Source organism: Flavobacterium sp. Root186, from assembly GCF_001428525.1.
Classification (GTDB): Bacteria; Bacteroidota; Bacteroidia; order Flavobacteriales; family Flavobacteriaceae; genus Flavobacterium.
On sequence record NZ_LMHW01000013.1, the window covers coordinates 206,981 to 232,989 of the forward strand.

The 26,009-nt window shown below is 33.8% G+C and carries 19 protein-coding genes; 14 read left to right on the top strand and 5 right to left on the bottom strand.

Features of this window, described 5'->3' with window-relative positions; genetic code table 11:
* Positions 1 to 37 precede the first annotated feature (37 nt).
* On the top strand, positions 38 to 2,407 hold the full coding sequence (locus tag ASD98_RS14155) for an FdhF/YdeP family oxidoreductase (protein WP_056205744.1): 2,370 nt from the start codon (positions 38 to 40) through the stop codon (positions 2,405 to 2,407).
* 31 nt (positions 2,408 to 2,438) lie between these two features.
* Positions 2,439 to 2,963 (top strand): DUF4442 domain-containing protein, encoded by a 525-nt coding sequence (locus ASD98_RS14160; RefSeq protein ID WP_056205745.1) that lies wholly within the window; start codon positions 2,439 to 2,441, stop codon positions 2,961 to 2,963.
* Between the two features lie 28 nt (positions 2,964 to 2,991).
* Here ASD98_RS14160 and ASD98_RS14165 read toward each other — a convergent pair whose 3' ends face one another.
* Positions 2,992 to 4,116, bottom strand: coding sequence for a LytTR family DNA-binding domain-containing protein (locus ASD98_RS14165; protein ID WP_056205746.1), 1,125 nt, complete (start codon positions 4,114 to 4,116; stop codon positions 2,992 to 2,994).
* A gap of 190 nt (positions 4,117 to 4,306) precedes the next feature.
* On the opposite strand from ASD98_RS14165, the gene ASD98_RS14170 reads away from it, so the two are divergent.
* Together ASD98_RS14170 and ASD98_RS14175 are read left to right on the top strand one after the other, a co-directional pair.
* Positions 4,307 to 5,287 (top strand): cytochrome P460 family protein, encoded by a 981-nt coding sequence (locus ASD98_RS14170; protein ID WP_056205747.1) that lies wholly within the window; start codon positions 4,307 to 4,309, stop codon positions 5,285 to 5,287.
* Between the two features lie 2 nt (positions 5,288 to 5,289).
* On the top strand, positions 5,290 to 5,760 hold the full coding sequence (locus ASD98_RS14175) for a hypothetical protein (RefSeq protein ID WP_056205748.1): 471 nt from the start codon (positions 5,290 to 5,292) through the stop codon (positions 5,758 to 5,760).
* Positions 5,761 to 5,791: 31 nt separating this feature from the next.
* On the opposite strand, the gene ASD98_RS14180 is transcribed toward ASD98_RS14175, so the two are convergent.
* Complete coding sequence (locus ASD98_RS14180; RefSeq protein ID WP_056205749.1) at positions 5,792 to 6,172, bottom strand: helix-turn-helix domain-containing protein; 381 nt, start codon at positions 6,170 to 6,172, stop codon at positions 5,792 to 5,794.
* A gap of 123 nt (positions 6,173 to 6,295) precedes the next feature.
* On the opposite strand from ASD98_RS14180, the gene ASD98_RS14185 reads away from it, so the two are divergent.
* From ASD98_RS14185 to ASD98_RS14205, 5 genes are all read left to right on the top strand, one after another.
* Positions 6,296 to 7,090: an SDR family oxidoreductase gene (locus ASD98_RS14185; RefSeq protein WP_056205750.1), complete on the top strand. Its 795-nt coding sequence runs from the start codon at positions 6,296 to 6,298 to the stop codon at positions 7,088 to 7,090.
* Positions 7,091 to 7,128: 38 nt separating this feature from the next.
* Positions 7,129 to 7,449, top strand: a complete 321-nt coding sequence (locus tag ASD98_RS14190; RefSeq protein ID WP_056205751.1) for a hypothetical protein — start codon at positions 7,129 to 7,131, stop codon at positions 7,447 to 7,449.
* Positions 7,450 to 8,400: 951 nt separating this feature from the next.
* A complete protein-coding gene (locus ASD98_RS14195; RefSeq protein ID WP_056205752.1) occupies positions 8,401 to 9,258 on the top strand; it encodes an AraC family transcriptional regulator in 858 nt (285 codons plus the stop codon).
* A 71-nt stretch (positions 9,259 to 9,329) separates the two neighbouring features.
* Positions 9,330 to 9,905, top strand: a complete 576-nt coding sequence (locus tag ASD98_RS14200) for a DUF417 family protein (protein WP_056206503.1) — start codon at positions 9,330 to 9,332, stop codon at positions 9,903 to 9,905.
* A 41-nt stretch (positions 9,906 to 9,946) separates the two neighbouring features.
* A complete protein-coding gene (locus ASD98_RS14205) occupies positions 9,947 to 10,483 on the top strand; it encodes a carboxymuconolactone decarboxylase family protein (RefSeq protein WP_056205753.1) in 537 nt (178 codons plus the stop codon).
* Positions 10,484 to 10,581: 98 nt separating this feature from the next.
* Here ASD98_RS14205 and ASD98_RS14210 read toward each other — a convergent pair whose 3' ends face one another.
* The 3 genes from ASD98_RS14210 to ASD98_RS14220 all read right to left on the bottom strand — a co-directional run bounded on the left by ASD98_RS14210 (position 10,582) and on the right by ASD98_RS14220 (position 16,179).
* A complete protein-coding gene (locus ASD98_RS14210; RefSeq protein WP_056205754.1) occupies positions 10,582 to 11,184 on the bottom strand; it encodes a murein L,D-transpeptidase catalytic domain-containing protein in 603 nt (200 codons plus the stop codon).
* 375 nt (positions 11,185 to 11,559) lie between these two features.
* Positions 11,560 to 12,984 carry a SusD/RagB family nutrient-binding outer membrane lipoprotein gene (locus ASD98_RS14215; RefSeq protein ID WP_056205755.1) on the bottom strand — a complete coding sequence of 475 codons (1,425 nt, stop codon included), beginning with the start codon at positions 12,982 to 12,984 and terminating at the stop codon, positions 11,560 to 11,562.
* A gap of 12 nt (positions 12,985 to 12,996) precedes the next feature.
* Complete coding sequence (locus ASD98_RS14220; protein WP_056205756.1) at positions 12,997 to 16,179, bottom strand: SusC/RagA family TonB-linked outer membrane protein; 3,183 nt, start codon at positions 16,177 to 16,179, stop codon at positions 12,997 to 12,999.
* Between the two features lie 614 nt (positions 16,180 to 16,793).
* Here ASD98_RS14220 and ASD98_RS14230 point away from each other — a divergent pair.
* From ASD98_RS14230 to ASD98_RS14250, 5 genes are all read left to right on the top strand, one after another.
* Positions 16,794 to 17,486, top strand: coding sequence for a response regulator transcription factor (locus ASD98_RS14230; protein WP_056205758.1), 693 nt, complete (start codon positions 16,794 to 16,796; stop codon positions 17,484 to 17,486).
* Positions 17,476 to 18,843, top strand: a complete 1,368-nt coding sequence (locus ASD98_RS14235) for a HAMP domain-containing sensor histidine kinase (protein WP_082577863.1) — start codon at positions 17,476 to 17,478, stop codon at positions 18,841 to 18,843. Before ASD98_RS14230 ends, ASD98_RS14235 begins: the two co-directional genes overlap by 11 nt.
* Before the next feature lie 693 nt (positions 18,844 to 19,536).
* Entirely contained in the window at positions 19,537 to 22,752 is a 3,216-nt protein-coding gene (locus tag ASD98_RS14240; protein ID WP_056205759.1) for a TonB-dependent receptor, read from the top strand.
* A 118-nt stretch (positions 22,753 to 22,870) separates the two neighbouring features.
* Positions 22,871 to 24,478 carry a class I SAM-dependent methyltransferase gene (locus ASD98_RS14245; protein WP_056205760.1) on the top strand — a complete coding sequence of 536 codons (1,608 nt, stop codon included), beginning with the start codon at positions 22,871 to 22,873 and terminating at the stop codon, positions 24,476 to 24,478.
* Positions 24,479 to 25,110: 632 nt separating this feature from the next.
* On the top strand, positions 25,111 to 25,725 hold the full coding sequence (locus ASD98_RS14250; RefSeq protein WP_056205761.1) for a hypothetical protein: 615 nt from the start codon (positions 25,111 to 25,113) through the stop codon (positions 25,723 to 25,725).
* Positions 25,726 to 26,009 lie beyond the last annotated feature (284 nt).

Sequence of the window (26,009 nt, forward strand, 5' to 3'; positions counted from 1 at the left end):
CCAATTTCTGCGAATAAGCCAATTAAATGCAAAAGTCATGAAAGAAGATAAATCTCCAGAAGACATCGACAATAAAATTACTAGAGAACCCAATGCCGAAAATCCGTATAAACTTTTAAATCTTAAGCTTACAAAAACAGGAAAATGGGCTGCCGGAGTTCCTGCTGTCGTGGCGGCTTTTACTGATCTTATTGAAGAAAAAACGGTTGTTCGAGGGACAAAAGCTTTATTTAAGATGAATCAGGCTGGTGGTTTTGATTGTCCGAGCTGCGCATGGCCTGATCCCGATGATGAAAGATCTCCTTTAGGAGAATACTGCGAAAACGGAGTTAAAGCATTAGCAGAGGAAGCTACTACCAAAAAAGTTACAGCTGAATTTTTTAAACAAAATTCTGTCTACGATCTTGCCCAATTAGATGATTACCAAATAGGAAAAATGGGAAGATTGACCGAACCCATGTATCTTCCTAAAAATGGTACACATTATCAGCCTATAAGCTGGGATAATGCATTCAAAAAAATAGCAGAACATCTCAACGCATTAGAATCACCTGACGAAGCTGCGTTTTATACTTCGGGAAGAACAAGCAATGAGACATCATTTCTTTATCAGCTCTTTGCAAAAGAATTTGGGACCAATAATATGCCTGACTGTTCTAATATGTGCCATGAAACATCTGGATCGGCTTTAAGAACTACAATCGGAATTGGAAAAGGTACCGTAACCTTGGATGATTTCTATGATACAGATGTAATTGTAATTATTGGCCAAAATCCCGGAACTAATGCCCCAAGAATGATGACTGCTTTAGCAAAAGGTAAAAAAAACGGAGCAAAAATTATTGCTGTTAATCCATTACCGGAAGCTGGTTTAATGGGATTTCATAATCCACAGGAAATCAACGGAATTATTGGAAGCGGTGCCAAACTAGCCGATCTTTTTCTGCCGGTAAAAATAAATGGCGATATGGCGCTGTTAAAAGCTCTTGAAATTATATTATTGGAATTTGAAAACAAAAATCCCGGAAAAGTCTTTGATTATGATTTCATCAAAGAAAAAACTATCGGATATGATGCTTTTCTAAAACAGTTTGAAGATTATAATTTAGATGAACTTGTGCAACTTTCGGGCGTTTCTAAAGAAGCGCTTTATGAAGCTGTGGAAATCATCGCTTACAAAAAACGAATCATTGTCTGCTGGGGAATGGGACTTACACAGCAGCCCAACGGGGTAGAAATGATTAGAGAAATCCTTAATATTCTATTGCTAAAAGGAAGTATTGGTAAGCCGGGTGCAGGTGTTTGTCCCGTTCGTGGTCATAGCAATGTTCAGGGAAACAGAACCATGATGATTGATGAAAAACCTACTAACGAACAACTGGACCGTCTTCAGGCTTATTTTGGATTTAATCCGCCTCGTAAACACGGATATGATGTTGTGAGGGCCATTAAAGCCATGAAGGAAGAAAAAGTAAAATTACTATTTTGTATGGGAGGTAATTTTCTATCGGCAACACCGGACACAACTTATACCGCAAGTGCATTAAGAAAACTAAACTTAACCGTAAATGTTTCTACAAAACTGAATCGCAGTCACTTGATTCATGGACAAGAAGCTATCATCTTACCTACACTATCCCGAAGCGATATTGATATTGTCAATGGTGAAGCGCAATTTATAACTACCGAAAACTCAATGGGTGTTGTACAATCATCAAAAGGAATGCTCAAACCTGTATCTGATAATCTTATAAATGAAACTCAGATTGTATGTAAATTGGCTATGGCAACGCTGGGAAATAAATCGGTTATTAACTGGCAGCGTTATCATGATAGTTATGATGATGTAAGAGATGCCATTGAAAAATGTATTCCCGGTTTTGAAAATTATAATATCAAAGTACGAGAAAAAGGAGGTTTTTATTTGCCTAATGCCGCACGTGATGGAAAATTTATCACTAAAGATTTTGGAGACAGGGTGCCATTTACGTTAACTGCAATTCCAAAAAATGAACTTGCTCCAGATGAGTATATGATGGCAAGCACCCGAACTCACGACCAGTTTAATACCACAATTTATGGTCTTGATGATCGTTATCGCGGTATAAAAAATGAACGTAGGGTAATATTTATGAACCAAAACGATATTGATCAGGCCGGATTCAAATCTGGCGATAAGGTCGATTTATTTAACTATGATGATGATATCGAAAGAATTGCACCTTTATTTGTCATTGTTTCGTATCAAATTCCTGAGAAAAACACTGTTACTTATTTTCCCGAAACAAACGTTCTGGTCTCTGTTAATAATGTTGTCAAGGATAGTAATATGCCGGCCTCAAAATATGTGAAAATTAAAATTAGAAAACACGATCCCAAAATTTATGAAAGAATAAATCGATTGTAAAAATAACCAACCACTCTAAAATCAAATTTAAATGTCGATATATCAAAAAATAGCAGCAGTAGGTTCAAAGTATATTGGGAAACCAAAACTTTTTAAATACGGATTTAATCTGTCTCCAATGTACCGAAGAAGCACTGCCCGAATTGTAAATGTATCGCAGGATTTATTGCAAATTCAAATAAAGCTTCCTATAAGTTATAAAAACAAAAATTATGTAAACTCAATTTTTGGAGGAAGCATGTTTGCTGCAGTAGACCCAATTCCGATGGTACAATTGATAAACCTTTTAGATGAAAATTTTGTAGTATGGGATAAAGCAGCTGAAATTTATTTTAGGAGACCTGCAAAAGAGAATTTATATGCTGATTTTATTTTTACTTTAGAAGAGCTCGACGAAATTAAGGATAAGATTAATCAACAAAATGAATTAGAAATTGTAAAAACTACATTGCTTACAAATAAAGATAAATCGATCACGTACTGTGAGGTTCGCAAAACAATTTACATTGCTGATAAAAGCTATTTTAAAAAGAAAAGAGAAAATAAAAAGCTATAAAGTTTAGCTTGAAATTTATACAGTGTTTTTATTGATCAAGCCAGTTTTTAAATTCCGCTACTTTATTCTTACTGATAATAATATCGATTTTTGGATCGGGTTTTATAATTAGTTTCAATTGGTTTTTTCCATAAAGCAAAATACTGCTAATGGAATTTATGTTAATTATAAACTGCCTGTTTGCTCTATAAAAAATAGTTGGATCAAGCCATTTCATAACCTCATCAAGACTGTTATTGCTGTTATATTGTCGATTGTCAAAAGTATAGATATAAGTAATCCCGGTATCCAGTAAAATGTAGGCAATCTCTTCAATATCTAATTTTATAAGTTCATCTTTATGATACGTAAGTATTCTTTTCTTTGGAATTTCTGACTCTTTTGATGTATCATTTAGGATAGTGTTATCTGCCAGATTTTGTAATTTCTGCTGATTTGAATTCAACTGCAAATTCAAAATCTGAAGCTCATTTACCCGGTAATTTAAATCCTCTTTTTCAAGATCAAAAGCTCGTTCATATTTTCGATAAATAAGTCGTATCATTAAGTAGCAGCAAACACTTATGAAAACTGTACTTAAAAACAGACTCACAATAAACTGCAGATACAAATCTGATAATTCTTCTTCTAAAACAGCTAAGTTAGCATGCGAAGCTACCATCCAGTCTGTTCCTGCAACGGGATTTATATTTATTATTTCCGATTTTCTTTTTGGATCATTGGGAAATGTACGCATACCTCCTATTTTTTCCCCTTGTTCTAAAACAGTACTTAATGGTTTAAACTCTTTATTACCTATTCCATTTACCTGAGAATTGTTCTCTTGAATTTTAAGCCCAATTAATGCCGGATTAGGATGGCAAAGTTCAATTCCTTTTTGGTTGTACATACAGATAAAATCACTCTTTATATCTGTATTTTCAATACTTACCTGAAGATTACGGATTACCTGATCTTTAGATAATCCGCTGCGAAGCTGCTGTTCTAAAAGACGGGAAATTTCCCTAACTTCCCTCTCGCCCGATTCTAATTTACTATTGCACAACTTTTCTTTGGCAGATAAATAAAGATAACTGGAAGAAATCAAACTAATAATTAGGACAACAATACTAATGCCTATAAGAGTCAAAGTATAAAGGCGTGCTTTTTTCATGTAAATTTATAGTCCTTAAAATGAAACCCGTTTAAAAAATTTTGTTTAGGCTAAAATAAGCAATTTATTTAGCTTATACTATTTCGGCTTCAAGGTCAAAAAATCCCCTTTGAGCCAATTAAATCTTTTAAACACTGGGATTAGGCCTAATTTTGAATTGATTATTTATTTCATCTAAAAAATAAAACAAATGAAAAAAGGACTTAAAATCTTCGCAATTTTACTGGTTGCATTTATTGCTTTACAATTTTGGAAACCTGAAGAAATTGAATATAGTACACCAACAAAGGACTTAACCAATGTTCCTGCAGAGGTAAATACTATTTTAAGAAACTCTTGTTTTGACTGTCATTCTAACACCGTAAACATTGCGTGGTTTGACAAAATAACGCCTGCAAACTTTATAGTCGCTTCTCATATTACGGATGGTCGAAAAGCACTGAATTTTTCGGATTGGGATAAATTAGAAAAGCCAAAGCAAAGTGCGACACTTTTTTATGCTTTTAATAAAATACTGTCGGGCGAAATGCCGCTTAAAAGCTATACAGCCCTTCATCCTTCTGCCAAATTAGATGATCGCTCTATCGCTGTTTTAAAAAATTATTTAACAACAATAGCGGTCCGAAACCCAAATCAGGGAATACCGCCTGTTTCTATTACAAAGGATGCTGAAAAAGTGCTTCCAAATAAAAAAATAACAGATTACTCTAAAGTTAAACCTACACTAAATAATATTTCATACATACCCGATTTTAGAAACTGGAAAGCTGTCAGTACATCAGATCGTTTTGACAACGGCAGTATGCGCATCATTTATGGAAACGAAATCGCCGTAAAAGCTATTGCAGAACATCAAACTAATCCTTGGCCCGATGGTGCTATTTTTGCCAAAACAGCCTGGAAACAAAAAACAGAAGCCGATGGAACTGTATCAGCCGGAGCTTTTATTCAGGTTGAATTTATGATAAAAGATTCAAAAAAATATGAGTCTACAAAAGGATGGGGATGGGCAAGATGGAAAGGAAATGATTTAAAACCGTACGGCGATAATGCCAACTTTGACCAGGAATGTATTTCGTGTCATAATCCTGTCAAAAACAATGATTACGTTTTTACGACTCCTCTGCATCTTGATATCAATAAATTTAATATTTACAATAAAACCAAATAAATATGAAACCACTTCACTCTATTATAATCGCGCTTATTATTATACTTTCTGGTTGTAATGGAAATAATAAAGATAATCTTAATGAAAAAGCATCTGTATCAGCATTAGATGCGCTGCCTGAAAATCCTTTATTATTATCACCTATTACATTTTCAATTAATCCAAATAAAGCTGTTATGTCTACTTTATATGGTAATAAAATTGCTTTTCAGCATGCAAAAACAAAAGCAGACAGTTCTTATCCTAATGGAGCTGTTTTATATGAAGTTAACTGGAAACAAAAAGCAGATTCACTATGGTATGGCGCGAATATTCCCGATCAGATTATTAGTGTCGAAAAAGTACAATTTACCGGAAATTCTGTTCCTAAATACGAATTGTATTCCGGACATCCGCTAAAAAAAGTTGCTTCTAATGATGAAAACAAAAGAGTAGCTTTAATACTCTCTAAACGTATGTCAGAAACGCCTTAAAATAAAGTCCTTTTTATTTTTAGAAAAAATCTTATTGTTCTTCGGGATCGGTTAGACTAGAAAATTTTTTAATAATTAACTTCTTCAACCGTTCCTGATGTTCATCTCCCCAGCCTCCTAAAGTGCCTATTACAGGAATCAGGGTTTTCCCAAATTCAGTAAGGCTGTATTCTACTTTTGGCGGTACTACGGGATATATTTTCCTTACAACAAGTTCATGTTCTTCCAATTCGTTCAACTGGATATTCAAAACCCTGCGCGAAGCATCTGGTATTTTACGCTGTAATTCGCTTGGTCTTTTATGGCCTTCATTAATAAACCAAAGCAAACGTATCTTCCATTTTCCATATAGCACTTCCCCTATCAGGTCGAGTCCGCAGTTTAAATTTGGTATTGTTTTTCTTTCATACATATTACAAAAGTAAACCTATGTCCTGATTTGTACAATAGGGGAAAAATTTATCCCTATCTGAATCGTAATTCCGTACTTGTGAGAAAGTTACATACTTCTGAAATTTGTACAAAAGAAATCAAGATGAAACAACAATTCGATTATCAGAACGAACTATCAGGCAAAATTGCGCTGGTAACAGGCGGAACAAAAGGTGCAGGAATAGCCATTGCGGAACGCTTAAAAAACGCAGGTGCTAAAGTAATTATCAGTGCCAGAAACCAACCCGAAATGCCCGATGAAAATTTATATTTCATTTCGGCAGATTTAAGTAAACCAGAAAGTGCCAATAAAATTGCTTCAGAAATATTGGAGAAATTCGGTAAGGTAGATATTCTCGTAAACAATCTTGGAGGCTCTGAAACTCCCGGCGGCGGATTTGCCGTATTAACCAATACTGATTGGGAAGAAACAATACAAACCAATTTACTGGCTCCAGTTCGATTGGACAAGGCGTTTCTTCCTCAAATGCTTGAAAACAAAAGCGGCGTAATTATTCATATTGCCTCTATTCAGGGAAAATTGCCTTTGTATGATTCTACCCTGCCCTATGCGGCTGCAAAAGCCGGGCTCATTAATTACAGCAAAGGTTTATCAAAAGAAGTATCTCCTAAAGGTGTGCGTGTGTTAACTGTTTCTCCTGGCTGGATTATGACCGAAGCATCCAAAAGAATGATGGAACGTATTTCTGAAAGCAGCAACATATCTGTTGAAGAAGCGGAGAAAAGCGTAATGCATGCCTTAGGCGGAATACCTTACGGAAGACCTGCAATGCCGGAAGAAGTTGCGGAACTTGTTGGATTTCTTGTTTCGCCCAGAGCGGGTTATTTAACAGGAACCGAATATATAATTGATGGAGGAACAATTCCAACAATTTAATTTCTCAAAAGAATTAGGAACAATAAAACAGATAAATTATGAACTTACCAGAAGTAATAAAAGACTTAGTAAACGCACAGAACAATTTTGACAGCTCAGCTTATACCAATTGCTTTTCAGAAACTGCAATTGTATTTGATGAGGGCAAAAACCATAAAGGTAAAACAGAAATAAAAAGCTGGATAGAAAAAGCCACCAAGGAATATAATGCAAAAATGAAGGCTCTAAGTTTTGAAGGTGATGCTGAAAAAGGTGAGTTAAAAGCAGAAGTTTCAGGAACTTTTCCAGGCAGCCCTTTGGTTCTTACTTATGATTTTGAGTTTGATGGAGGATATATTGGATCGTTGAAAATCAACTAGTTTATTATGCTTTTTCAAGTTTTATACAATAAATGATAAAATTTTATCATTTATTGTATACTCAAAATTTAATATGATTTAAACTATTTGAGAGATCAGCAAAAGAGCAATAAAGAAAACAATAGTAAACACCATTAAGTTTATTACCCTATCTTTATTCTGCAAAGATTTATTTGACATATATAGTTTCGTAATCTCCTTTTCTCTTGTTTTATTTGCTTTCATATTTGTTTTAAATTAAAAATGTTTTATTTCAATGTTATTGTTATTATGACAGTCACGAGAACAATAAAACAAACGATATGCCAAAACATTAAAAAAACCTCAAAGTATTGGCTGAGAATCAAATGCAATAACAGAATTATTATATCCTTTATAAATACTTATCAAAATGATATGGTCAACCATCCAAAATGAAAGACATAATAACTCTTAGAACAAACTCATTAAATTAAAAGAAGATGATTTTGAATATCGTCGCAATTTTACAGGCATATGTAGATTTTAACCGAGGGCTTCCTGATTAAATACAAATAGTAAAATTGGTATATCTCAAATCTTATTTTAATCCCTTCGTACCACACTTTACATAAATTTTAGCCTTTTAGTTTTCAACTTTAGTATCAATCTTATTTTTAGCTTTATTTTTGAAGAAAAATAACCGCACACTAATAATACTTTATTTAATATATAAAATATGGAAAATTAAAAAAAAGCCTATATCGCAGGAGGATGTTTTTGGGGAATGGAAGATATCTATTTCGAGTACATCCCGGCGTAAAATACTCAGGTTGATTATTTAGTAGGAAGCAATGAAAATCCAACATATGCTAATTATCCCGAACATGCAGAAGGACTGGAAATTTTATACGATCCGACCTTTAGTATTGATAAAATATATAATTTTAAAATCTAAAAAAATCTGTCTTCAGGAAAACAACAGACATTTTTATGACACAATTAAAATCGCAATCAGGCACTAACTTAATAAGTCTCCAAAAAGTACAGCAAAACATTTTAAGCACGCCTGTACAATTTAGTGAATATACTATAATTGTCATAAAAGAAGGCGAAGGAATCTTTTATTCAGATTTTGGAACATTTCCGTTTAAAGGACCGATGATGCTTTTTGCAACTCCTCTGCAATTGATTTATATTAAAGAAATTAATGCGATTCAATATGATATATTGCAATTTCACGGTGATTTTTACTGCATAGAATATCACCGTGAAGAAGTTGCCTGCAATGGTTTGCTTTTTAATAATGTCTATATAGAACCATCTCTTAAATTAGAACTTATTGATCAGGCTATATTTGCCAATCTCAACGATCAAATTACAGAGGAACTCTCTAATCCTGCTCCCTCAGATATTGTTTTAAAATCATTACTACAGCTTTTTTTAGCAAAATCCAGTCAAATTAAAATACGCGAACTAGAGAAAAATACAGACTCTCAGATTCGGGATGATGAAATGGAACGTTTCAAAAATTTACTTGACAATAATTTCCTGACACTTCACAAACCATCTGATTATGCAGATCTTTTGAGAATGTCAACCAATAATCTTACTAAACGATGCTCTAAATACTTCAAAAAAACACCTTCGCAGCTTATTACTGAAAGAATAATGCTGGAAGCAAAAAAGCAATTGCACTTAACCCGAAAGAGTATTAAAGAAATTGCTTTTGCACTTAATTTTAAAGATGAGTTCTATTTTAGCCGAGTCTTTAAAAAATTCACGAATGAATCTCCACAATCTTTCAGAGATAAAACAGGAATTTCTATCGTAGCAGATTTGTACAGGTAATATCCTTTTTTATCCATGTTTCGGCTTCCATGCCAGATGTAACTTTGTCTCAACAAAAAACAAATTACATCATGAAACATTCAATCATTCAGCAGTTTGCACAATTAGAAAATTTAGCCAAAACTATAACCCGTTTTGGTATTGTAGTAGTCTTTATCTGGATAGGGACGCTAAAATTCTTCACTTATGAAGCAGACGGAATTACGCCTTTTGTAGCCAATAGTCCGTTTATGAGCTTCTTTTACAATACTCCAAATGCGTATAAAACACACCAAAATAAGGAAGGTGAATTAATCGCAGCCAACTACGAATGGCATGTTCAAAACAATACTTACGGATTTTCAGAAGGTTTAGGTGCTTTTTTAATTGCTCTCGGTATTCTTTTAGCATTGTATAAAGCTGCGCCTTTATGGAGTATGGCGGGAAGTATTCTGATCGTTATTATGTCCCTAGGAACCCTTTCTTTTCTGATAACAACGCCCGAAAGCTGGGTGCCCAATCTTGGCGATTCTGATTATGGTTTTCCTTTTTTATCCGGCCGCGGCAGACTTGTTCTAAAAGATATAGTAATTCTGGGCGGGGCTTTAATAACCTTGAGCCAAACAGCACAAATCTATTTAAAGAATGCTAATCGTCCTCATCTCTAATTATAACATTTAAAATATAAATCTTAAAAAAATATTACATCATGAAAACAATTAATGTACCATCAAAAAATCAGGTAAGTGAACAATCTCAACAAATATTTGAAGCTATAACTGCAAAAATGGGTAAAGTACCTAACCTGTATGCCACGATAGGTTATTCTGCTAATGCCCTTAAAGGAATATTAGAATTCGATGAAGCCTTTGCTCACAGTCCTTTTACAGCAAAAGAACGTGAAGGCATAAATCTGTTAGTTTCTCAGGTTAATAACTGTGATTACTGTCTTGCCGCTCATACTATGCTTGCCGGCCTTAAAGGAATTAGCAATGAAGATATTATAGAATTGAGAAAAGGTTTTTCTGCCAATAGTAAATTTCAAACTGCCTTACAACTTGCAAAATCAATTGCAGAAAATAAAGGTGCTGCAGATCCAGCTTTAAAAGAAAGATTTTTTGATGCTGGTTATACCGAAGCTGCTCTGATTGATCTTGTTGGTATTATAACCGTCCGTACTTTTACCAATTATGTATATGCTTTGACAGAAATCCCGATTGATTTTCCTGCTGCTCCTGCGCTTTAATTTACAGCCAGGTAATAAAAAAAGAGCTTTAAAGCTCTTTTTTTATATCGTTTCTTAACGCACTACAGTATTCAGCTAAGTTCTTTTGAATTCTTTGATTAATAATAAACAGAAAGCATGATTTTAGAATCAGAACTGTCTATTATTTTCTCAAGTCTTTTAAAGAAGACTTCGCTAACCATTGGGCAACCGTGGCTGTTTATAATGTAATATTCTTTTTCTTCATCCGGAACTTCTTTATAGCAGTGCAGTACAATCGCTCTTTTTAAGGCGTTATTGTTAGTCTGATCTAAACCGGCAAGTCTAAAGGCTTTTCCAAAAACGCCTTTATAAGACTTCTCTATAGAATAGCGTCCAAGTGAAGTACAGTTAGAATTTGGCGCATTACTAAATTGCAGTATATCGCCTTTAATTCCGGTTTCTGAACCAGAACCGTGTGCAACAAGCCCCTGATCAATGATTCTTTCGTTTTCAAGATCGTAAACAAAAAAACGGTTTTTTCCGGATTTGATTTTCATGTCAACAAGAAAAGCTATTTTCCTGCTGTAACCGTGGTTTGAAGCTGTAAAAGATTTAACTTCGCTTACGTGCTCATTAAGCCTTACCAGCTCAAGCTCACTTAAAAAGTCTTTCTTATCCGTTACGTTGTAGGTAGTAAAGGAACTTAGAGAAAGAAGAAGTGCCATAAAAAATATTCTCATAGATAGCAATAAAATTAGTTTAACAGCAAATTTGGGATTTGAGTTGTCAAAAATTATATTTTTCCTTTTGATCTTTGACTTTGCAAAATTATGTACAAATTTTATATAATTCCCATGTTTCGAATGTTAAATATATTATAAATATCTGAAATAATGATACTTATCATAAAATATTTGAGAAGAATAATTCCTCAAAGTAACATTTTAACAAATTATTTTTTTTAAACCTTCCTGTTTTATTGGTTTTTATTGCTTTTTTATATTACCAAAAAATAAAAAACGGTTGTAAAGAAAAACTTTACAACCGTTTTACTTTTTTTCAATTTTTATTGAAAAATTTATTTTTAGAGAATCACTTTCCGTAATTCATTCAGCTTATTTTACATCAAACCAAAGTTTCGTAGTAAGCAAGTCTTTTCCTTGTACAGCAATTGCAGCCTGGTAACTAGTACCATTCAACGATTGTTCTGTTCCCGGATAGAAAAAACGAGAAGGTATTTTTCCATCTAAAACTGTAGCCGGACCAGCAGTTAATACTGGGAAATCCAATCTTCTCCACTCTGTAAAAGCATCAAGACCTTGTCCGTAGAACGCAATCCATTTTTGTGTACCTATCGATTTAGCATAGTTTGATGCATCATACTTTACAACTGCCTGATTAAGGTAAGTAGAAATAGTGGCTGCATTTGTAATACCAAACTGATTGAACGATGCTGTAATGGCATCATTATAAAGCTGTTCTGCATTTCCAGAAATATAACCACGAGCTACAGCTTCTGCAAGGTTGAACAATGTTTCAGAATAAGAAGCGATTACAGCCGGCGATGATGAAGTCAGGAAGTAAGTTCCCGGTTTTGATGTTTTAGCAAAACCCTGACTATTAGCATCACTATTTGATAATCCGTTAGCTCCACCAACATATTTACCTACAGTTGCATCTGACGGCAATTGCGCATAAACTGGTAAACGCGGATCGGCTAATTCATTTAATTTATCAACCAATGTTTTCGAAATACGATAATCATCACGAGTTTCAAACCAAGCCGATGCTGGATTTTGCTGAGGCGAACTAGTATAAGTAAACTTAAAAGTATCACTATTGCTGCTTAATACTCCCGCAGCATCGCTTGTGGCATCAATTGCAGTTTGTTTTGCTAAAGCAGGCTCTCTGTCTGAAATTCTCAAGGCAATACGCAAACGAAGTGAATTTACCAGTTTTTTCCATTTTGTAATGTCGCCTTTGTAAACTAAATCTCCAGTTACGGTACCGTTTGCAGTATTTAGCAAAGTCTGTGCTTGTTTCAAATCTTCTAGTAATCCTGTATAAACCTCTTTTTGGGTATCATATGCCGGAGTTACTTTTTGACCTGCTTCTTTATAAGGAATACTTCCGTAAGCATCTGTCAACAATAAAAACGTCCATGAACGTAACGTTAGAGCAATTCCTTTATAATTTGAATTTGCCTGATCTGCCGGGAAATTCAAAATGGTGTTCAAATCTGTAATTAAAGTTGCATATCCTGTATTCCACAAAGTAGTGAAAGAAGCATTAGATACATCAAATCTGTCTGGTTCTGTATATTGGATTTTAGCCCAATGCTGCACAAATAACAAAGACGAATCAAAGTTATTTGTTGATCCCCAGTATAAGTCAGCTCCCTGTTTTAATGTTCCTGTTAAAAGGTAAGGTGCCAGTGGAGTTTCTGTTGCATTTGGATTTTTATTAATCTCATCCAAATTATCACTGCACGAGGTCAGTGTCAATGCAAATAGGGTTATATAAGCTATTCTTTTTAGCATGATTTCGTGTTTTTAAAATTTAAGATTTAAATTAAGGCTGAAATTTCTGGTTGTTGGCAGTGCTAAACTTTCCAATCCCTGAGCATTTCCTGTATTGAAAGCCGTTTCAGGATCAATATTTGGGGCGTCTTTGTAAATAAAGAACAGGTTACGACCTGCAGCAGTAATACTTGCTCCATCAAATCCAATTTTTCTAGCCAGTTTCTTATCAACATTATAAGTAAGTTTTACTTCTCTTAGTTTTACAAAAGTTGAGCTGTAAATGTATGCTTCACTGATATTGTAGGATGCTTTATAATATTCCTGTGCACTAAGTACCTGAGTATTTGGAGTTCCATCAGCATATACACCGTTAAAGATCATACCATCATCGTATACCGCAGCTCCACCTGGCGCAGTTACACCTGCCGGCAATAAAGTTTTCGTAGTACCTGCTAAATAGTAATTTAATCCGCCATTTGCAGCATCACGTCCCGGAAGCGTTTGAGCTAATACTCCTGTATAATTACCCGTTCTGTTTGTTCCTGAGAAAAGCTCTCCTCCTACACTTGCATCAACTAAGAAAGATAATTCAAGATTTTTATAGGTTATTGTATTTGTAATACCACCAATCCAGTCTGGAGTATAATGTCCTAATACTTTCTTTTGCGGATCAGCTTTTGGCAAACCGTTTGCACCAACTACAATATTTCCGTTATCGTCACGCAGGTAAGCAGTACCGTAAAGCGCACCATAAGCTTGTCCTACAGAAGCTAATACATCAACACCTCCAGAGGTACCAATGGTGTAATTTTGAATCTGTCTGTCATAATCCAAAATCTTAACTTCACTTTCATTTTTAGAATAATTTAAAGCCACATTCCATTTGAAATTTTCAGTTTGAACAGGATTTCCATCCAATTGAATTTCGATACCACGGTTGTTTATTTTTCCTGCATTGATTAACTGTGAATTATAACCGCTTGAAGCTGTTGTTTTGATCTCCAAAATCTGGTCGAAACTATTGGTGTTATAATAAGCCGCATCAAAATGAAGTCTGTTTTTCCAGAAAGAAGCTTCTAAACCTACCTCAGTAGAACGAGTAGTTTCCGGTTTCAGGTTTTCATTCAATTTTTTCTGAGAAGAAGTTTGAATCGGGTTTCCGTCAAATGCAGTTTGGAAATTGTAAACTGTAGACAATTGGTACGGATCTGCGTCGTTACCCACTTCAGACCAGCCTCCGCGTACTTTTAAGAAATCAAGCGTATTGCTTTTTAAATTTAAAGCCTCAGATAAAATCAAACTTCCGTTAACAGAAGGATAAAAATAAGAACGGTTACTGCTTGGTAATGTAGATGACCAGTCATTACGAGCTGTAAGGTTTAAATAAGCATAGTTTTTATAACCAAACTGCGCCGAAGCATAAGCACTATATACTTTCAATCTTGAATAGGAGTTTGATGAAGTCAACGGATCTCTTGAATTCGTTAAAGTATATAAATCCGGTACCGCTAAACGTGGTGCTTTTTGATAGTTGTTTGCATCGCTGTGGGTACGAATATTGAATCCTCCAAGAGCGTCTAAACTAAAATCATCACTTAGTTTTTTAGCATAAGTAAAAATACCTTCCGTATTTTGTTCGCTTACAGTATACGCATCTTCAGCATACGATCCGAAAGGAGTTCCGTTTGTACCATATTTAATCGTGTATTTTCTACGATCGTTATAGTAGTCAATTCCGGTACGGAATCTAAAGTTAAGTCCTTCAGCAAGCTTTGCATCTAAATGGATATCTCCAATTAAACGATTACGCTGCTGACTTGTAGTATTATAATAAGCATTCCAGTATGGGTTGCTGTAGTAACTGTTATTCCAGTTAACGTTTCTGTTATTTTGGAGCTGATTGATATCAACCTGACGTCCGAACCAAAGAAACTGCAGCATTACACCCGCAGCACGATTACCAGATGGACCACCCGGCAAAGCCGGAGCATCTGTAACAATGTAGTTACCCGTTACTCCTACTTTAATATTTTTAGAAATTTGGTAATTAGAATTAATACTAACGTTTGTTTTGTTTACTTCGCTATTAGGTACTGTTCCTAATTGTTTTTGATTGTTTACTCCTAAACGAAAATCTGATTTTTCATCTGATTTAGCTACCGAAATACTGTTATCGTAAGTAACACCAGTATTAAAGAAATCTTTAACGTTATCTGGATGAGAAACAAATGGCACTGCTTCTCCATTAGAATAAAATTGAGGAATAAGACGTCCGTCCATTTTAGGGCCCCAGCTTTCATCAACACCATCATTAATTCCGCCTCCTTTACCATCTACAAAACTGAATTTTCCGTTTGAACCTTGTCCAAATGTATTTTGAAAACGAGGTAAAGTAGTAACCTGAGAAATCGTTATACCAGTACTAAAACTGATGCCAAGTCCTTTTTGATTTTTACCAGATTTTGTTGTGATAAGCACCACACCATGCGCCGCACGCGATCCGTATAGAGCAGCAGCATTTGGTCCTTTCAAAACAGTTAATGTTTCAATATCCTGTGGATTTAAATCGGCAATTGCATTTTTAAAATCACGTGTAGCTCCACCAACACTTCCTAACTGAGAGTTATCTACCGGAACTCCATCTACCACAAATAATGGCTGGTTATTTCCTGCAATAGAAGTTTCTCCACGAATAATAATACGTGAAGATCCCATATCTCCCTGTGAATTCGTGATACGAACACCTGCCAGTTTACCTGTAAGGTTATTTAAAAAATTAGTTTCTTTAGTATCTACAATTTCCTTGTTTTTAAGTGATTGAGTAGTATATCCTAAAGATTTCTTTTCTTTAGAAATACCAAGTGCAGTTACTACAACTTCTGATAATTGATTTTGTTCCTGTTCCAGACCAATCACAACTACGTTTTGAGTAACTACAGTTTCTGCTTTTTTATATCCAAGGAAACTTACTACTAATGTATAAGGGAATTTTTGTCCGGTCTGGAAAAAAAACTTCCCATCAAAATCTGTCAAAACACCGTGTGTAGTTCCTTTAATATTTACCGAAGCCCCGATAACAGGCTCCTTTGTAACAGCATCTATTACTGTTCCTTCAAGTTTTGACTGGATTAAAGGTTTCGTTTCTTGAGCCTTAATCCCTATGGAAATCAACAAAATACATATCCATGTATATCTATTTAATTTTTTTTTCATTACTTTGTTTTGGTTTAAAAAATAAGGCGAGCCGAAAACAGATTTATTCCACTTTCGCTTTCCTTATAGAGATGTACAATTTCTTTAAGCTTCACCATTTCTGCTGCAACAGAGATGGTTTTTTTTATCTGCAGCGCATTCGTTTTTTCATTTTTATTTTTATTTTTTTTTGATTAATTATTATTTTAATTGGCCTGTATAGTATTTTGCTTCAACCTTTTAGATTTCATCTTATAGAAATTTTATGCTGATTTGAGTTAAAAATATTTACAACATCAGCAAATACAATAAACTCTACTAATTCGATAGAACAAAAGTAAATTAAAAATTTTAAATCAAAAATTTTAACTGTTCTTTTTGCAAAAAAAATGTTAATTAAATTTTTACATATTTTTAAACACCTAAAAACAAGACAGTTAATAGTTATCCGTATTTTTTTACCGTGTAAGATTTTTTCTAAATTAATGTGAACTTTATTTACATTATGGCGTTTTTTAATTCTGAAATACCTAAAACGTTTTACCAAAAAGTCAAATAGTAATAAAAACCCAATGCTGTTTTGCGTGATTCATTATTTTATTACTTTTATGACATAGGTAAGCACATCAATTTATATGAATAAAATATTATTAGTGGAAGACGATCCAAGAGTTGCTTCTTTTATTACAAGAGGACTTGAGGAGCATCTTTATGAAGTTAAAACGATTACAAAAGGTTTTGATGCCATAAAAGAAGTTATGGAGAATGAATATAATATTATTATTCTCGATATTATGCTTCCGGACATTACAGGTTTTGAAGTTTGTGAAGTTTTAAGAAGCCGAAAAATAATAGTGCCCATTCTTATTTTGAGTGCACTCGATACACCACAGGAAAAAGTAAAAGGATTACAAGCCGGAGCCGATGATTATTTGGCTAAACCTTTTTTGTTTGAAGAATTACTGGCAAGAATAAATGCGCAGCTGCGTCGCACAGAATTCAGTTCCGGGATTCTGGATTTTCAATCCTATGCCGGAGTCGAAATTAATATGAAAGAACAAAGCGTATCAAGAGACGGAAAAGAATTGAATTTGTCTTCAAGAGAATTAAAGCTTTTGATCTTTTTTATGAAAAACAGAGAAAGGGCTTTATCACGAATTGCAATTGCACAGGCAGTTTGGAATATTGATTTTGATACTACCTCAAATACAGTCGATGTTTATATTAATTATCTGCGAAATAAATTAGATAAAAACTTCCCTACTCCATTGATTCATACGGTAAAAGGAACTGGTTATATGCTCAAACAAAAGAGTCATGAATCTTAAAAATAAACTAGCGGTTAATTCTACCTTATTATTTGCTTTTATAGTTGGGCTTCTTATGGCTGGCTCTTTTCTTTTGTTCAAAAGTCACATGAAAGATCTTTATTTTGATAATCTTGAAGATCATGCCATGACATCGGCTTTATTTTATTTTGAAAAAGACGAAATCAATGCAATTAACAGCGAACGCTATCGCCAGATTGAAATTCAATACAACAGGATTAACAATGAATCTATACGGGTTTATAATGTTAAAACCAAAAAGCTTTTTATACAAGATAATATTGATATTAATTTAAGTGATCAATATTTAAATACAATAAAAAAAAATAAAATAGAACATTTTACAATAAACAACAGGCAGTTTGTTGGCTTATTTTATAAAGATAATCAGGGAGATTTTATCATTGTAGTTTCCGGAATTGATCGTGCCGGGAATCATCAATTAGAAATTCTGGGCTTAATGTTTATTCTGTTTTATTTGGCCGGAATTCCGTTAAACTATCTTTTAGGAACATTTTTAGCTAAGCAGACTTTTCGCCCTTTTGCAGAAGTTATTGCCAAAGTAAATACGATAACAACCGAAAATCTTCATTCGAGATTAGAAGTTCCGCAGACTAAAAGTAAAGATGAGATTAAAGAATTGGTTACTACTTTTAATTATCTTCTCGAAAGGTTGGAAAGCGGTATCATGATTCAGAATAATTTTCTAAAAAATGCTTCCCACGAATTAAAAACACCGCTTACTATTATTATTGGTGATATTGATGTTTCGCTACAGCACCCCAGAACAAACGAACAATACGAAGAAATATTAAAATCCCTCCGAAAAGACACATTGCATCTTAAAGCGACTCTCGAAGGGCTTTTGGTATTATCGGGATTAGAACTTTCTGAACCGCAGCAAATGGAAACGGTCAGAATTGATGAAATTCTGTGGAATGTTCTAGAAAAGAAAGCCATTGAATATCCTGAATCTAAAATTGCCGTAAATCTGGACGCCATTGCAGATTATGAAGATTTACTTTCTGTTTACGCCAATAAACATATGCTTTTTATTGCGCTATATAATATTTTAGATAATGCTGTAAAATTTTCATTTCCTGCACAAGTTGATGTCTTTGCACTTTCAAAAAATAATAAACTTATAATCAAAATTACAGATCAAGGCCCCGGAATTTCAGATGCTGATAAAGAATCTATTTTTGATCTCTTTTTTAGAAGTGACAATACGCGTCATATTCAAGGACAAGGATTAGGGCTTTTTATAACTATGCAGATTCTCAAACTTCATAATATTGAATTAATTGTAGATTCTGAACTCGGAACAGGTACTTCGTTTTCTTTGGTATTTCCTTAAAATGTTTTTTCACGCAGATTTGGCAGATTTAAATTGATTTTATTTTTTAATATGTGTTGAATTTTTCTCTCGCAGATTTTGCAAATCAGCAGATTAATTTTAGATTTTATAAATCCAATCAGACAAAAAAAATCTGCCAAATCTGCGTGAAAAAAACTTGTACCGTTAGGTACAAAATATCGGTAGCATTTAATTTTAGATTTCGATAGCGTGCCGTAGGTACGCCACAAAGAAGACACGCTATATTTATTTTCGTTATAATTTTGTACCTAACGGCACAAACTTAACATGGTAACTTTTTTCTACCGATATTTAGTACCTAACGGTACAAGTGTAAATTCGATTAAGAAATTTTATCAGATCAAAGTTTAAATTTAATTAAATAAAAAAATCAATTTAAATCTGCATAAATCTGCCAAATCTGCGTGAAAATAAAAACGCGCTTTTCCCAATCCGTAACAATTGCTTAACACTCTAATCTTTTTCTAATCTACTTTAAATCCGTTTCTAATCCACTATTTTAGAGAGTTTTACATAAACAATTGATTTTAAAGCGCTAAATCATTTTTAAGAAAATAACACGTTCGTAATTGTTCCTTAACAATGAATTGTTTTATGATTTTAAGTTAACAAAAGCGTTAAATCTGATCGAAACAAACCGAGTTACTTTGTCAAATAAAAACTAAAAACAACATGACAAAACTCAAACTCTTTTTTTCGGCATTTATGCTTCTTGTTATGGGGAACATTTTTGCTCAAATTACAACCTCTTCATTATCTGCCAAAATTAGTGATGGTACAAGCCCGGTTACTAATGCAGAAGTTACCTTAACACATTTACCAACCAATGCTGTTTACAGAGCTGTAACAGATAAACAAGGTAGGTTTAGTTTCGAAAATTTAAATGCAGGCGGTCCTTATGAACTCGAAATTAAAAGTGCAGACACTAAAGATTATTCTAATGCACAAATACATTTAGCGCTTGGTGACAATGATTTACCAACAATTGTGGTTGGCAAAACCGATAATACTGTATTAGAAGAAGTAGTAATTACAAGTTCTAAGCCATCTTCTAAAAACAACGGAACTAATATTAACGAGAAACAAGTAAATGGTCTTCCGTTAATCAACAGAGGAATTCAGGATGTTACAAAACTAGTTCCGCAGAGTTCAAACAACTCTTTTGCAGGAACCAATTTTCGATACAATAACGTAACAATTGATGGTTCTATAAACAATGATGCCATTGGTTTCAGCCCTTCTTTAGGCGGTCAATCCGGAACTTCAGGAATGCCGGGAAGCAGTACGCGATCTAATTCTATCAGTTTAGATGCAATACAAGATATTCAGGTTTATATTGCTCCTTATGATATTAAATTAGGAAACTTTTTAGGAGGAAGTGTAAATGCTGTAACTCGCAGCGGTACAAATACAGTAAGCGGATCTATATACAGCTACGGAAGAAATGCGGCTATTACAGGTCCTAATAATGCTGGTGATGGTTCTAAAATGCCAAGTTCTTTTGGTGATTATCAAGTAGGTTTCAGATTGGGATTACCAATTGTAAAAGACAAATTATTCTTTTTTACCAATATGGAATATGCGGAACGAACTGATCCTTTATTTTACAATGCAGGAGAAACTAATTCTGCTGGAAAATTAACTTCATTAGTAGATAATGCTACGGCAGAACAAATTTCGAATTTCGTAAAAACCAACTACGGATTTGATCCGGGAAGCTATGGTTCGTATAACAACTTTTCAAAAAGTCAAAAATTCTTCAATAAATTAGATTGGAAAATTAATGACAAACATTCTCTTTCGTTAAGAAACAACACTGTTATTTCACAAGCTTCAAATTTGGAGCGCGATGCTGCAAATTTCAGGTTTTCAAGTATGGATTTTACGCAAAAAAACCAATCTATCAGTACCGTTTTAGAGTTAAAAAGTCATTTTAACAGCCAGTGGTCTAACTCATTTATTGCCAGTTATTCTGCCATTAAAGATTATCGTGATCCAAAATCAAGCAATGTCATGTTTCCCCAAACAGAAATTGGTTATAACGGAGGAACTATTTTCTTAGGAAATGATCGTGAAGCAACTGTTTTTAATATGAAACAGAATACAGCTGAAATTACAGACAACCTTACCTACAAAACAGGAAATCATACTTTATTGTTTGGTACACACAACGAATTCTACGACATTAATTACGGTTTTGTAAATGCTCTTAACGGAAGAGTTGCGTATAAATCTCTTGCTGATTTCTACAATAAACTTCCTACTCGTGTTCGAGGAACGTATCCTTTTGATGGTTCTACAAGAGATGAGATTTTCAATAATCCGTATGCACAATTCAAAGTAAACCTTTACAGCGTTTATGCACAGGACGAAATTAGAATTGGAAACAAATTGAAAGTTACGCCTGGTGTGAGAGTTGATTATACTGATTTGCCAACAAAACCAAACTTAAGCCCGCAAGTTCAAAATTCTCCAGCAGATCCAAATTACGGAACAACATATACTTACACGCCTTTAAACCAAATAAGAAATAACTTTTTCAGTACTGCTTTAGTTTCTCCAAGAATAGGATTTACTTATAATGTAGACGAAGATAAAACGCTTGTTTTAAGAGGTGGATCTGGAGTATTTACAGGTAGAATTCCATTTGCTTGGTTAGGATATGCATACTACAATGATGGGGTAGGTTACGGAAGTTATGATAAAAACAACTTAACTCCGGCGCAGGTTGCAGCTGCCGGCGATCCTTTGGCAAACAACGGATTAAACGGATATCATGATGCAACACCAAAAGTACAAGCCGATTTAGTGGATAATAAATTTAAAATGCCGGCTGTTTTAAGAAACTCATTGGCTATTGATAAAATCATCGATGGATATAAATTTACGACCGAAGGTATTTATACAAAAGTAATTCGTGATCTTGAATTTCAACAAGTAAATAAAACAGATAATCCTACTTACTTCTCTTACGATACCAATCATCAAATGCCAATTTACGCGGCTAATATTAATTCAGCGTTTTCAAATGCTTATTTGTTATCAAACACGAATAAAGGATACAGATACAGCATAACAGAAATGATCTCAAAAACATATGATTTTGGATTCAACTTTATGGTAGCTTATACGTATGGAGATTCTCGTGATGTTACAAACGGAATTCGTAACTCTATGGAAAGTAACTTCCAAATGAACCAATCCTTAACACCAAATGATCCTCAATTGGCAACTTCTAACTTTAATATCAAACACAGAATCGTTTCTAATGTAGGATATGCAGTAAAACTGGCTGATAATAATACTTTCTCTGCCAATGTGTATTTTAATGCACAATCAGGAAATCCGTTTTCATGGGGATTTGTAAACTCAACAATTGCAGGAACAGGTCAAGCAGCAGGATTAGCTTATATCTTTAAAGATGCTGCAGAAGCGGCGAAATATATCGGAGTAAATGCAGCAGGAGTTCCATCGGCTACAGCATCGCAGCAAGTAGCTGATTACGAAGCTTTCATCAACGGAAATTCTTATTTAAAAAGCAGAAGAGGAAACTTCACAGAAAGAAATGGCGATACTACGCCTTGGAACATTCAGGCCGATTTAAAATTAATGGACGAAATTAATGTGGCACACGTTGGTACATTCCAGGTTTCATTCAGCATGGCAAATATCGGAAACCTTATCAATAAAGATTGGGGAAGAAGTTATTTTGTTCCAAACACCTACAATTCAACAGCAAATCTAGGTTTAACAAAATCAGGAAACCTAGGCGGAGTTGCTACTGGCGACCCTACTTACACTTTCCAAAAACCTACAACTGCACCTTATACTATAGATCAATTAGCTTCAAGATTCCAAGGACAACTTGGCGTAAGGTATTCGTTCTAAAGATTGTGTTTTATTTTTTTTACTATCCCCCAGTTTCAAGGAATTTGAAACTGGGGGATTTTCATTATTATACAGTTAAAAAAAATCACTATTTTTAATACACATTTACTCTTGTACTATGATCGATAAATCACAACTTCGAAGCTCCATTTTCAGACATCTCGACGGCTTGGCTGTCGCTCCCGTTGCAATAGCACTAAAAAATCATGCAGTTTTAGAATTTATCTTAAACAAAAAACAAGTTCAATTATCAGAACTTGTAACTGTTTTTAAGGCAAATGAAGGGTATTTGAATGTGGGTTTGAGAATTCTGGCTTCTCAGGGATTTATAGATTATGATGTTGATAATAAAACTCAGGAAATTACAATTGCTGTAAATGAAAAAACCAAAGCTGCTTTTTCGCTGTTTTATCTTTATGAAGATGTTGTCGATCTGCTTCAGTTTTCAATTCAGTTTCATCCACGTCTTTTTGAAGATGTTCCGTTTGAAAAACTCAATCTTATTTTTGAAAAATATAAAAAGAATTACGGAATCGAACCTTCTGATGCTCCGTGGAAAAATAGTATTCAGGAACAAATTTTAAAACATGTTGAAGGTTATTTAATTGGTCCTACAATTGTGCGTTTAGCCATGAACGGAATGTTTCATAAATATTTTATGGAAACTTCTTTCAGACCCGAAGAGTTTCATAAATCTCCTGAAAATTTCAAAAAAATACTAGACTTTTTCGTGCATCTTGGATGGTTTTTGGAAAAAAACGGCAATTACCAATTTACAGAAACGGGTTTATTTTTTGCAAAGCGAGCCAGCGCTTACGGCGTTACGGTTTCTTACCTTCCGACATTTGCCAAAATTGAGGAATTAATTTTTGGCGATCCGGCCGTTTTAAGGATGATAGCCGATGGCGAAAACGAAATTCATGTGGATCGTGAAATGAATGTATGGGGAAGCGGCGGCGCTCACGACACTTATTTTAAAGTTGTAGATGAGATTATCATCAAGCTTTTTAACCTGCCAATTGAGCAGCAGCCAAAAGGAATTCTCGATATGGGATGTGGTAATGGCGCTTTTTTGGAACACATTTTTGAAGTAATCGACAGACAAACTTTGCGAGGCGAAATGCTCGACGAATATCCCCTATTTTTGGTTGGCGCAGATTATAATCAGACTGCGCTGAAAGTTACCAGAGCTAATCTTATAAAAGCAGATATTTGGGCAAAAGTAATTTGGGGAGATATTGGCCGTCCGGATGTTCTTTCGGATGATTTGAGAGAAAATTATAATATTGATTTGAAAGATTTGCTTAACGTAAGAACTTTTCTAGATCACAACCGAATTTGGAAAGATCCGCAGCATATTGACGAAAACAGAGTCAGCAAATCTACCGGAGCATTTGCTTACAGAGGAAAAAGAATCAGCAACAATTTGGTAGAAGATAATCTATTGGAACATTTGCAAAAATGGTCGCCATATGTACGCAAATTTGGTTTGCTTTTGATTGAATTACATACCATAAATACAAAACTGGCAGCCCGAAATTTAGGTAAAACTCCTGCAACAGCTTACGACGCTACCCATGGTTTTTCAGACCAGTATATTATTGAAATTGATGTTTTTAATGATGTAGCTTCAGAAGCAGGATTATTTCCGGATAAAGCCATTTTTAAACGCTTTCCGGAAGCGGATATTGCTACGGTAAGTATTAATTTATTGAAAGGAAATTGAAGCAATAATTTCATTTAAAATAAATATTTTTTTTAATTCGAAACTACCGCCAAAACAATAATGATTTTGGAGGCAATTTTGAATTACAGCAATCTTAGCGAAACAAGACAAACGCAAATACACACCTCATTAACAACACTTTAAATACAAAAATAATTAACTACAGCCACAAAAACACGTAGAAACACCTAGTATTTAGAATAAAATATTTTTTATTTTTGATTATAATTTTTTGAAACAAGAAGTGCTTTTTTCTAAAACCTACAACAAGTACTTGTCAATAAGAATAGTTCGTTAACAAAGTTTATTGTTCAAATGATATTACAATAAAATCTACCTACAGATTTACTTTAACGAATTTCTAATAACTAAAAAAATACATATAAATTAATCTCTTCCATTCTACTAGATCAAGTATATTAATTTAGATAAACTCACAGTCACATCGCAATTATTATATGATTTCTATTCATTAAAAATAAAATCCTATGTAACTATATAACAATCTAAATTTTGAATCATGAAAAAACTAAATTTTATTTTAGTTTCTTTTTGCTTATGAAATCCTAAAGTGATTTCTACAAAAATAAAACTGATACAAACAAAATTAATTATCTCTAAAAATTTAAAATATGTTCGAAAGTATAAATAGACTTGCAAAAGAGATGGACACTTTAGTGGATATTGCTAAATCATCTCACGATCAAAACCTTCAGGAAGAAGTTAAATCTTTTGTAGAAGAGGTTAAAATAGAAGTTAATATGGCGTTCAGTGATGTTAATGAAATTTTGGGAGAAGTTGCATATCTTAAAGATTCAGAATTAAATCAAGATAAAATAAGAGAACTTCAAAAGCATTTATCTGACACTTACTCAAAAGAAAAATTTAAAACTATACTTCAAATCTGTGATCGACTCCACTTACTTGCGGAAAGATATAAAGATAAAATTGAGCCATTTGTCAAGACTGAATTCCAACTCGGTAGTTCATCAGAATTATTTTGGCTTTTAGACAAACATGAAGGTTCATTTATGTATACTATTAAATATGCGATTAGAGAAATAATAGATTCTCTAGATCAATACAAACAACCAAAAGATTATGATAAGACAAGATTATTAGCCCGAAATGCACAATTAGAACTTCAGGAGATTCTTGAAAATGTAATAAATATAAGTCATCGATTTCAAGGGCACTACCTGGAGGAACTCAAAATTTATTGCAACAAAGAGCTGACGATATTTTAAAAAATAGTCCTCTTTTTAGTCTTGCTTGTTATTTAGTTGCGTTTATAGTTTTGATAACCGTTTTGTCAATTGTAGCTGGCAATACAACAGTAAAATCTTTTATCTTAATCACTTTGGCAACATTTACTGGACTAACAATAGTTGGTGCCCTTCAACTAAGAAATGATAATAAACTTAAAGAAGAAAATTTTCTAAAATTAATAAATTTAGCTATGCTTAGAGTCTATTTACCGTTCTCCAAGCTTTTCAAAGGTTAAAATAAATATAGCACAGACCAATAATTT

Bases quoted from the DNA above. Each gene is read 5' to 3' on its own strand.
- ASD98_RS14155 (WP_056205744.1), top strand. From the start codon at position 38: ATGAAAGAAGATAAATCTCCAGAAGACATCGACAATAAAATTACTAGA.
- ASD98_RS14160 (WP_056205745.1), top strand. From the start codon at position 2,439: ATGTCGATATATCAAAAAATAGCAGCAGTAGGTTCAAAGTATATTGGG.
- ASD98_RS14165 (WP_056205746.1), bottom strand. From the start codon at position 4,116: ATGAAAAAAGCACGCCTTTATACTTTGACTCTTATAGGCATTAGTATT.
- ASD98_RS14170 (WP_056205747.1), top strand. From the start codon at position 4,307: ATGAAAAAAGGACTTAAAATCTTCGCAATTTTACTGGTTGCATTTATT.
- ASD98_RS14175 (WP_056205748.1), top strand. From the start codon at position 5,290: ATGAAACCACTTCACTCTATTATAATCGCGCTTATTATTATACTTTCT.
- ASD98_RS14180 (WP_056205749.1), bottom strand. From the start codon at position 6,172: ATGTATGAAAGAAAAACAATACCAAATTTAAACTGCGGACTCGACCTG.
- ASD98_RS14185 (WP_056205750.1), top strand. From the start codon at position 6,296: ATGAAACAACAATTCGATTATCAGAACGAACTATCAGGCAAAATTGCG.
- ASD98_RS14190 (WP_056205751.1), top strand. From the start codon at position 7,129: ATGAACTTACCAGAAGTAATAAAAGACTTAGTAAACGCACAGAACAAT.
- ASD98_RS14195 (WP_056205752.1), top strand. From the start codon at position 8,401: ATGACACAATTAAAATCGCAATCAGGCACTAACTTAATAAGTCTCCAA.
- ASD98_RS14200 (WP_056206503.1), top strand. From the start codon at position 9,330: ATGAAACATTCAATCATTCAGCAGTTTGCACAATTAGAAAATTTAGCC.
- ASD98_RS14205 (WP_056205753.1), top strand. From the start codon at position 9,947: ATGAAAACAATTAATGTACCATCAAAAAATCAGGTAAGTGAACAATCT.
- ASD98_RS14210 (WP_056205754.1), bottom strand. From the start codon at position 11,184: ATGAGAATATTTTTTATGGCACTTCTTCTTTCTCTAAGTTCCTTTACT.
- ASD98_RS14215 (WP_056205755.1), bottom strand. From the start codon at position 12,984: ATGCTAAAAAGAATAGCTTATATAACCCTATTTGCATTGACACTGACC.
- ASD98_RS14220 (WP_056205756.1), bottom strand. From the start codon at position 16,179: ATGAAAAAAAAATTAAATAGATATACATGGATATGTATTTTGTTGATT.
- ASD98_RS14230 (WP_056205758.1), top strand. From the start codon at position 16,794: ATGAATAAAATATTATTAGTGGAAGACGATCCAAGAGTTGCTTCTTTT.
- ASD98_RS14235 (WP_082577863.1), top strand. From the start codon at position 17,476: ATGAATCTTAAAAATAAACTAGCGGTTAATTCTACCTTATTATTTGCT.
- ASD98_RS14240 (WP_056205759.1), top strand. From the start codon at position 19,537: ATGACAAAACTCAAACTCTTTTTTTCGGCATTTATGCTTCTTGTTATG.
- ASD98_RS14245 (WP_056205760.1), top strand. From the start codon at position 22,871: ATGATCGATAAATCACAACTTCGAAGCTCCATTTTCAGACATCTCGAC.
- ASD98_RS14250 (WP_056205761.1), top strand. From the start codon at position 25,111: ATGTTCGAAAGTATAAATAGACTTGCAAAAGAGATGGACACTTTAGTG.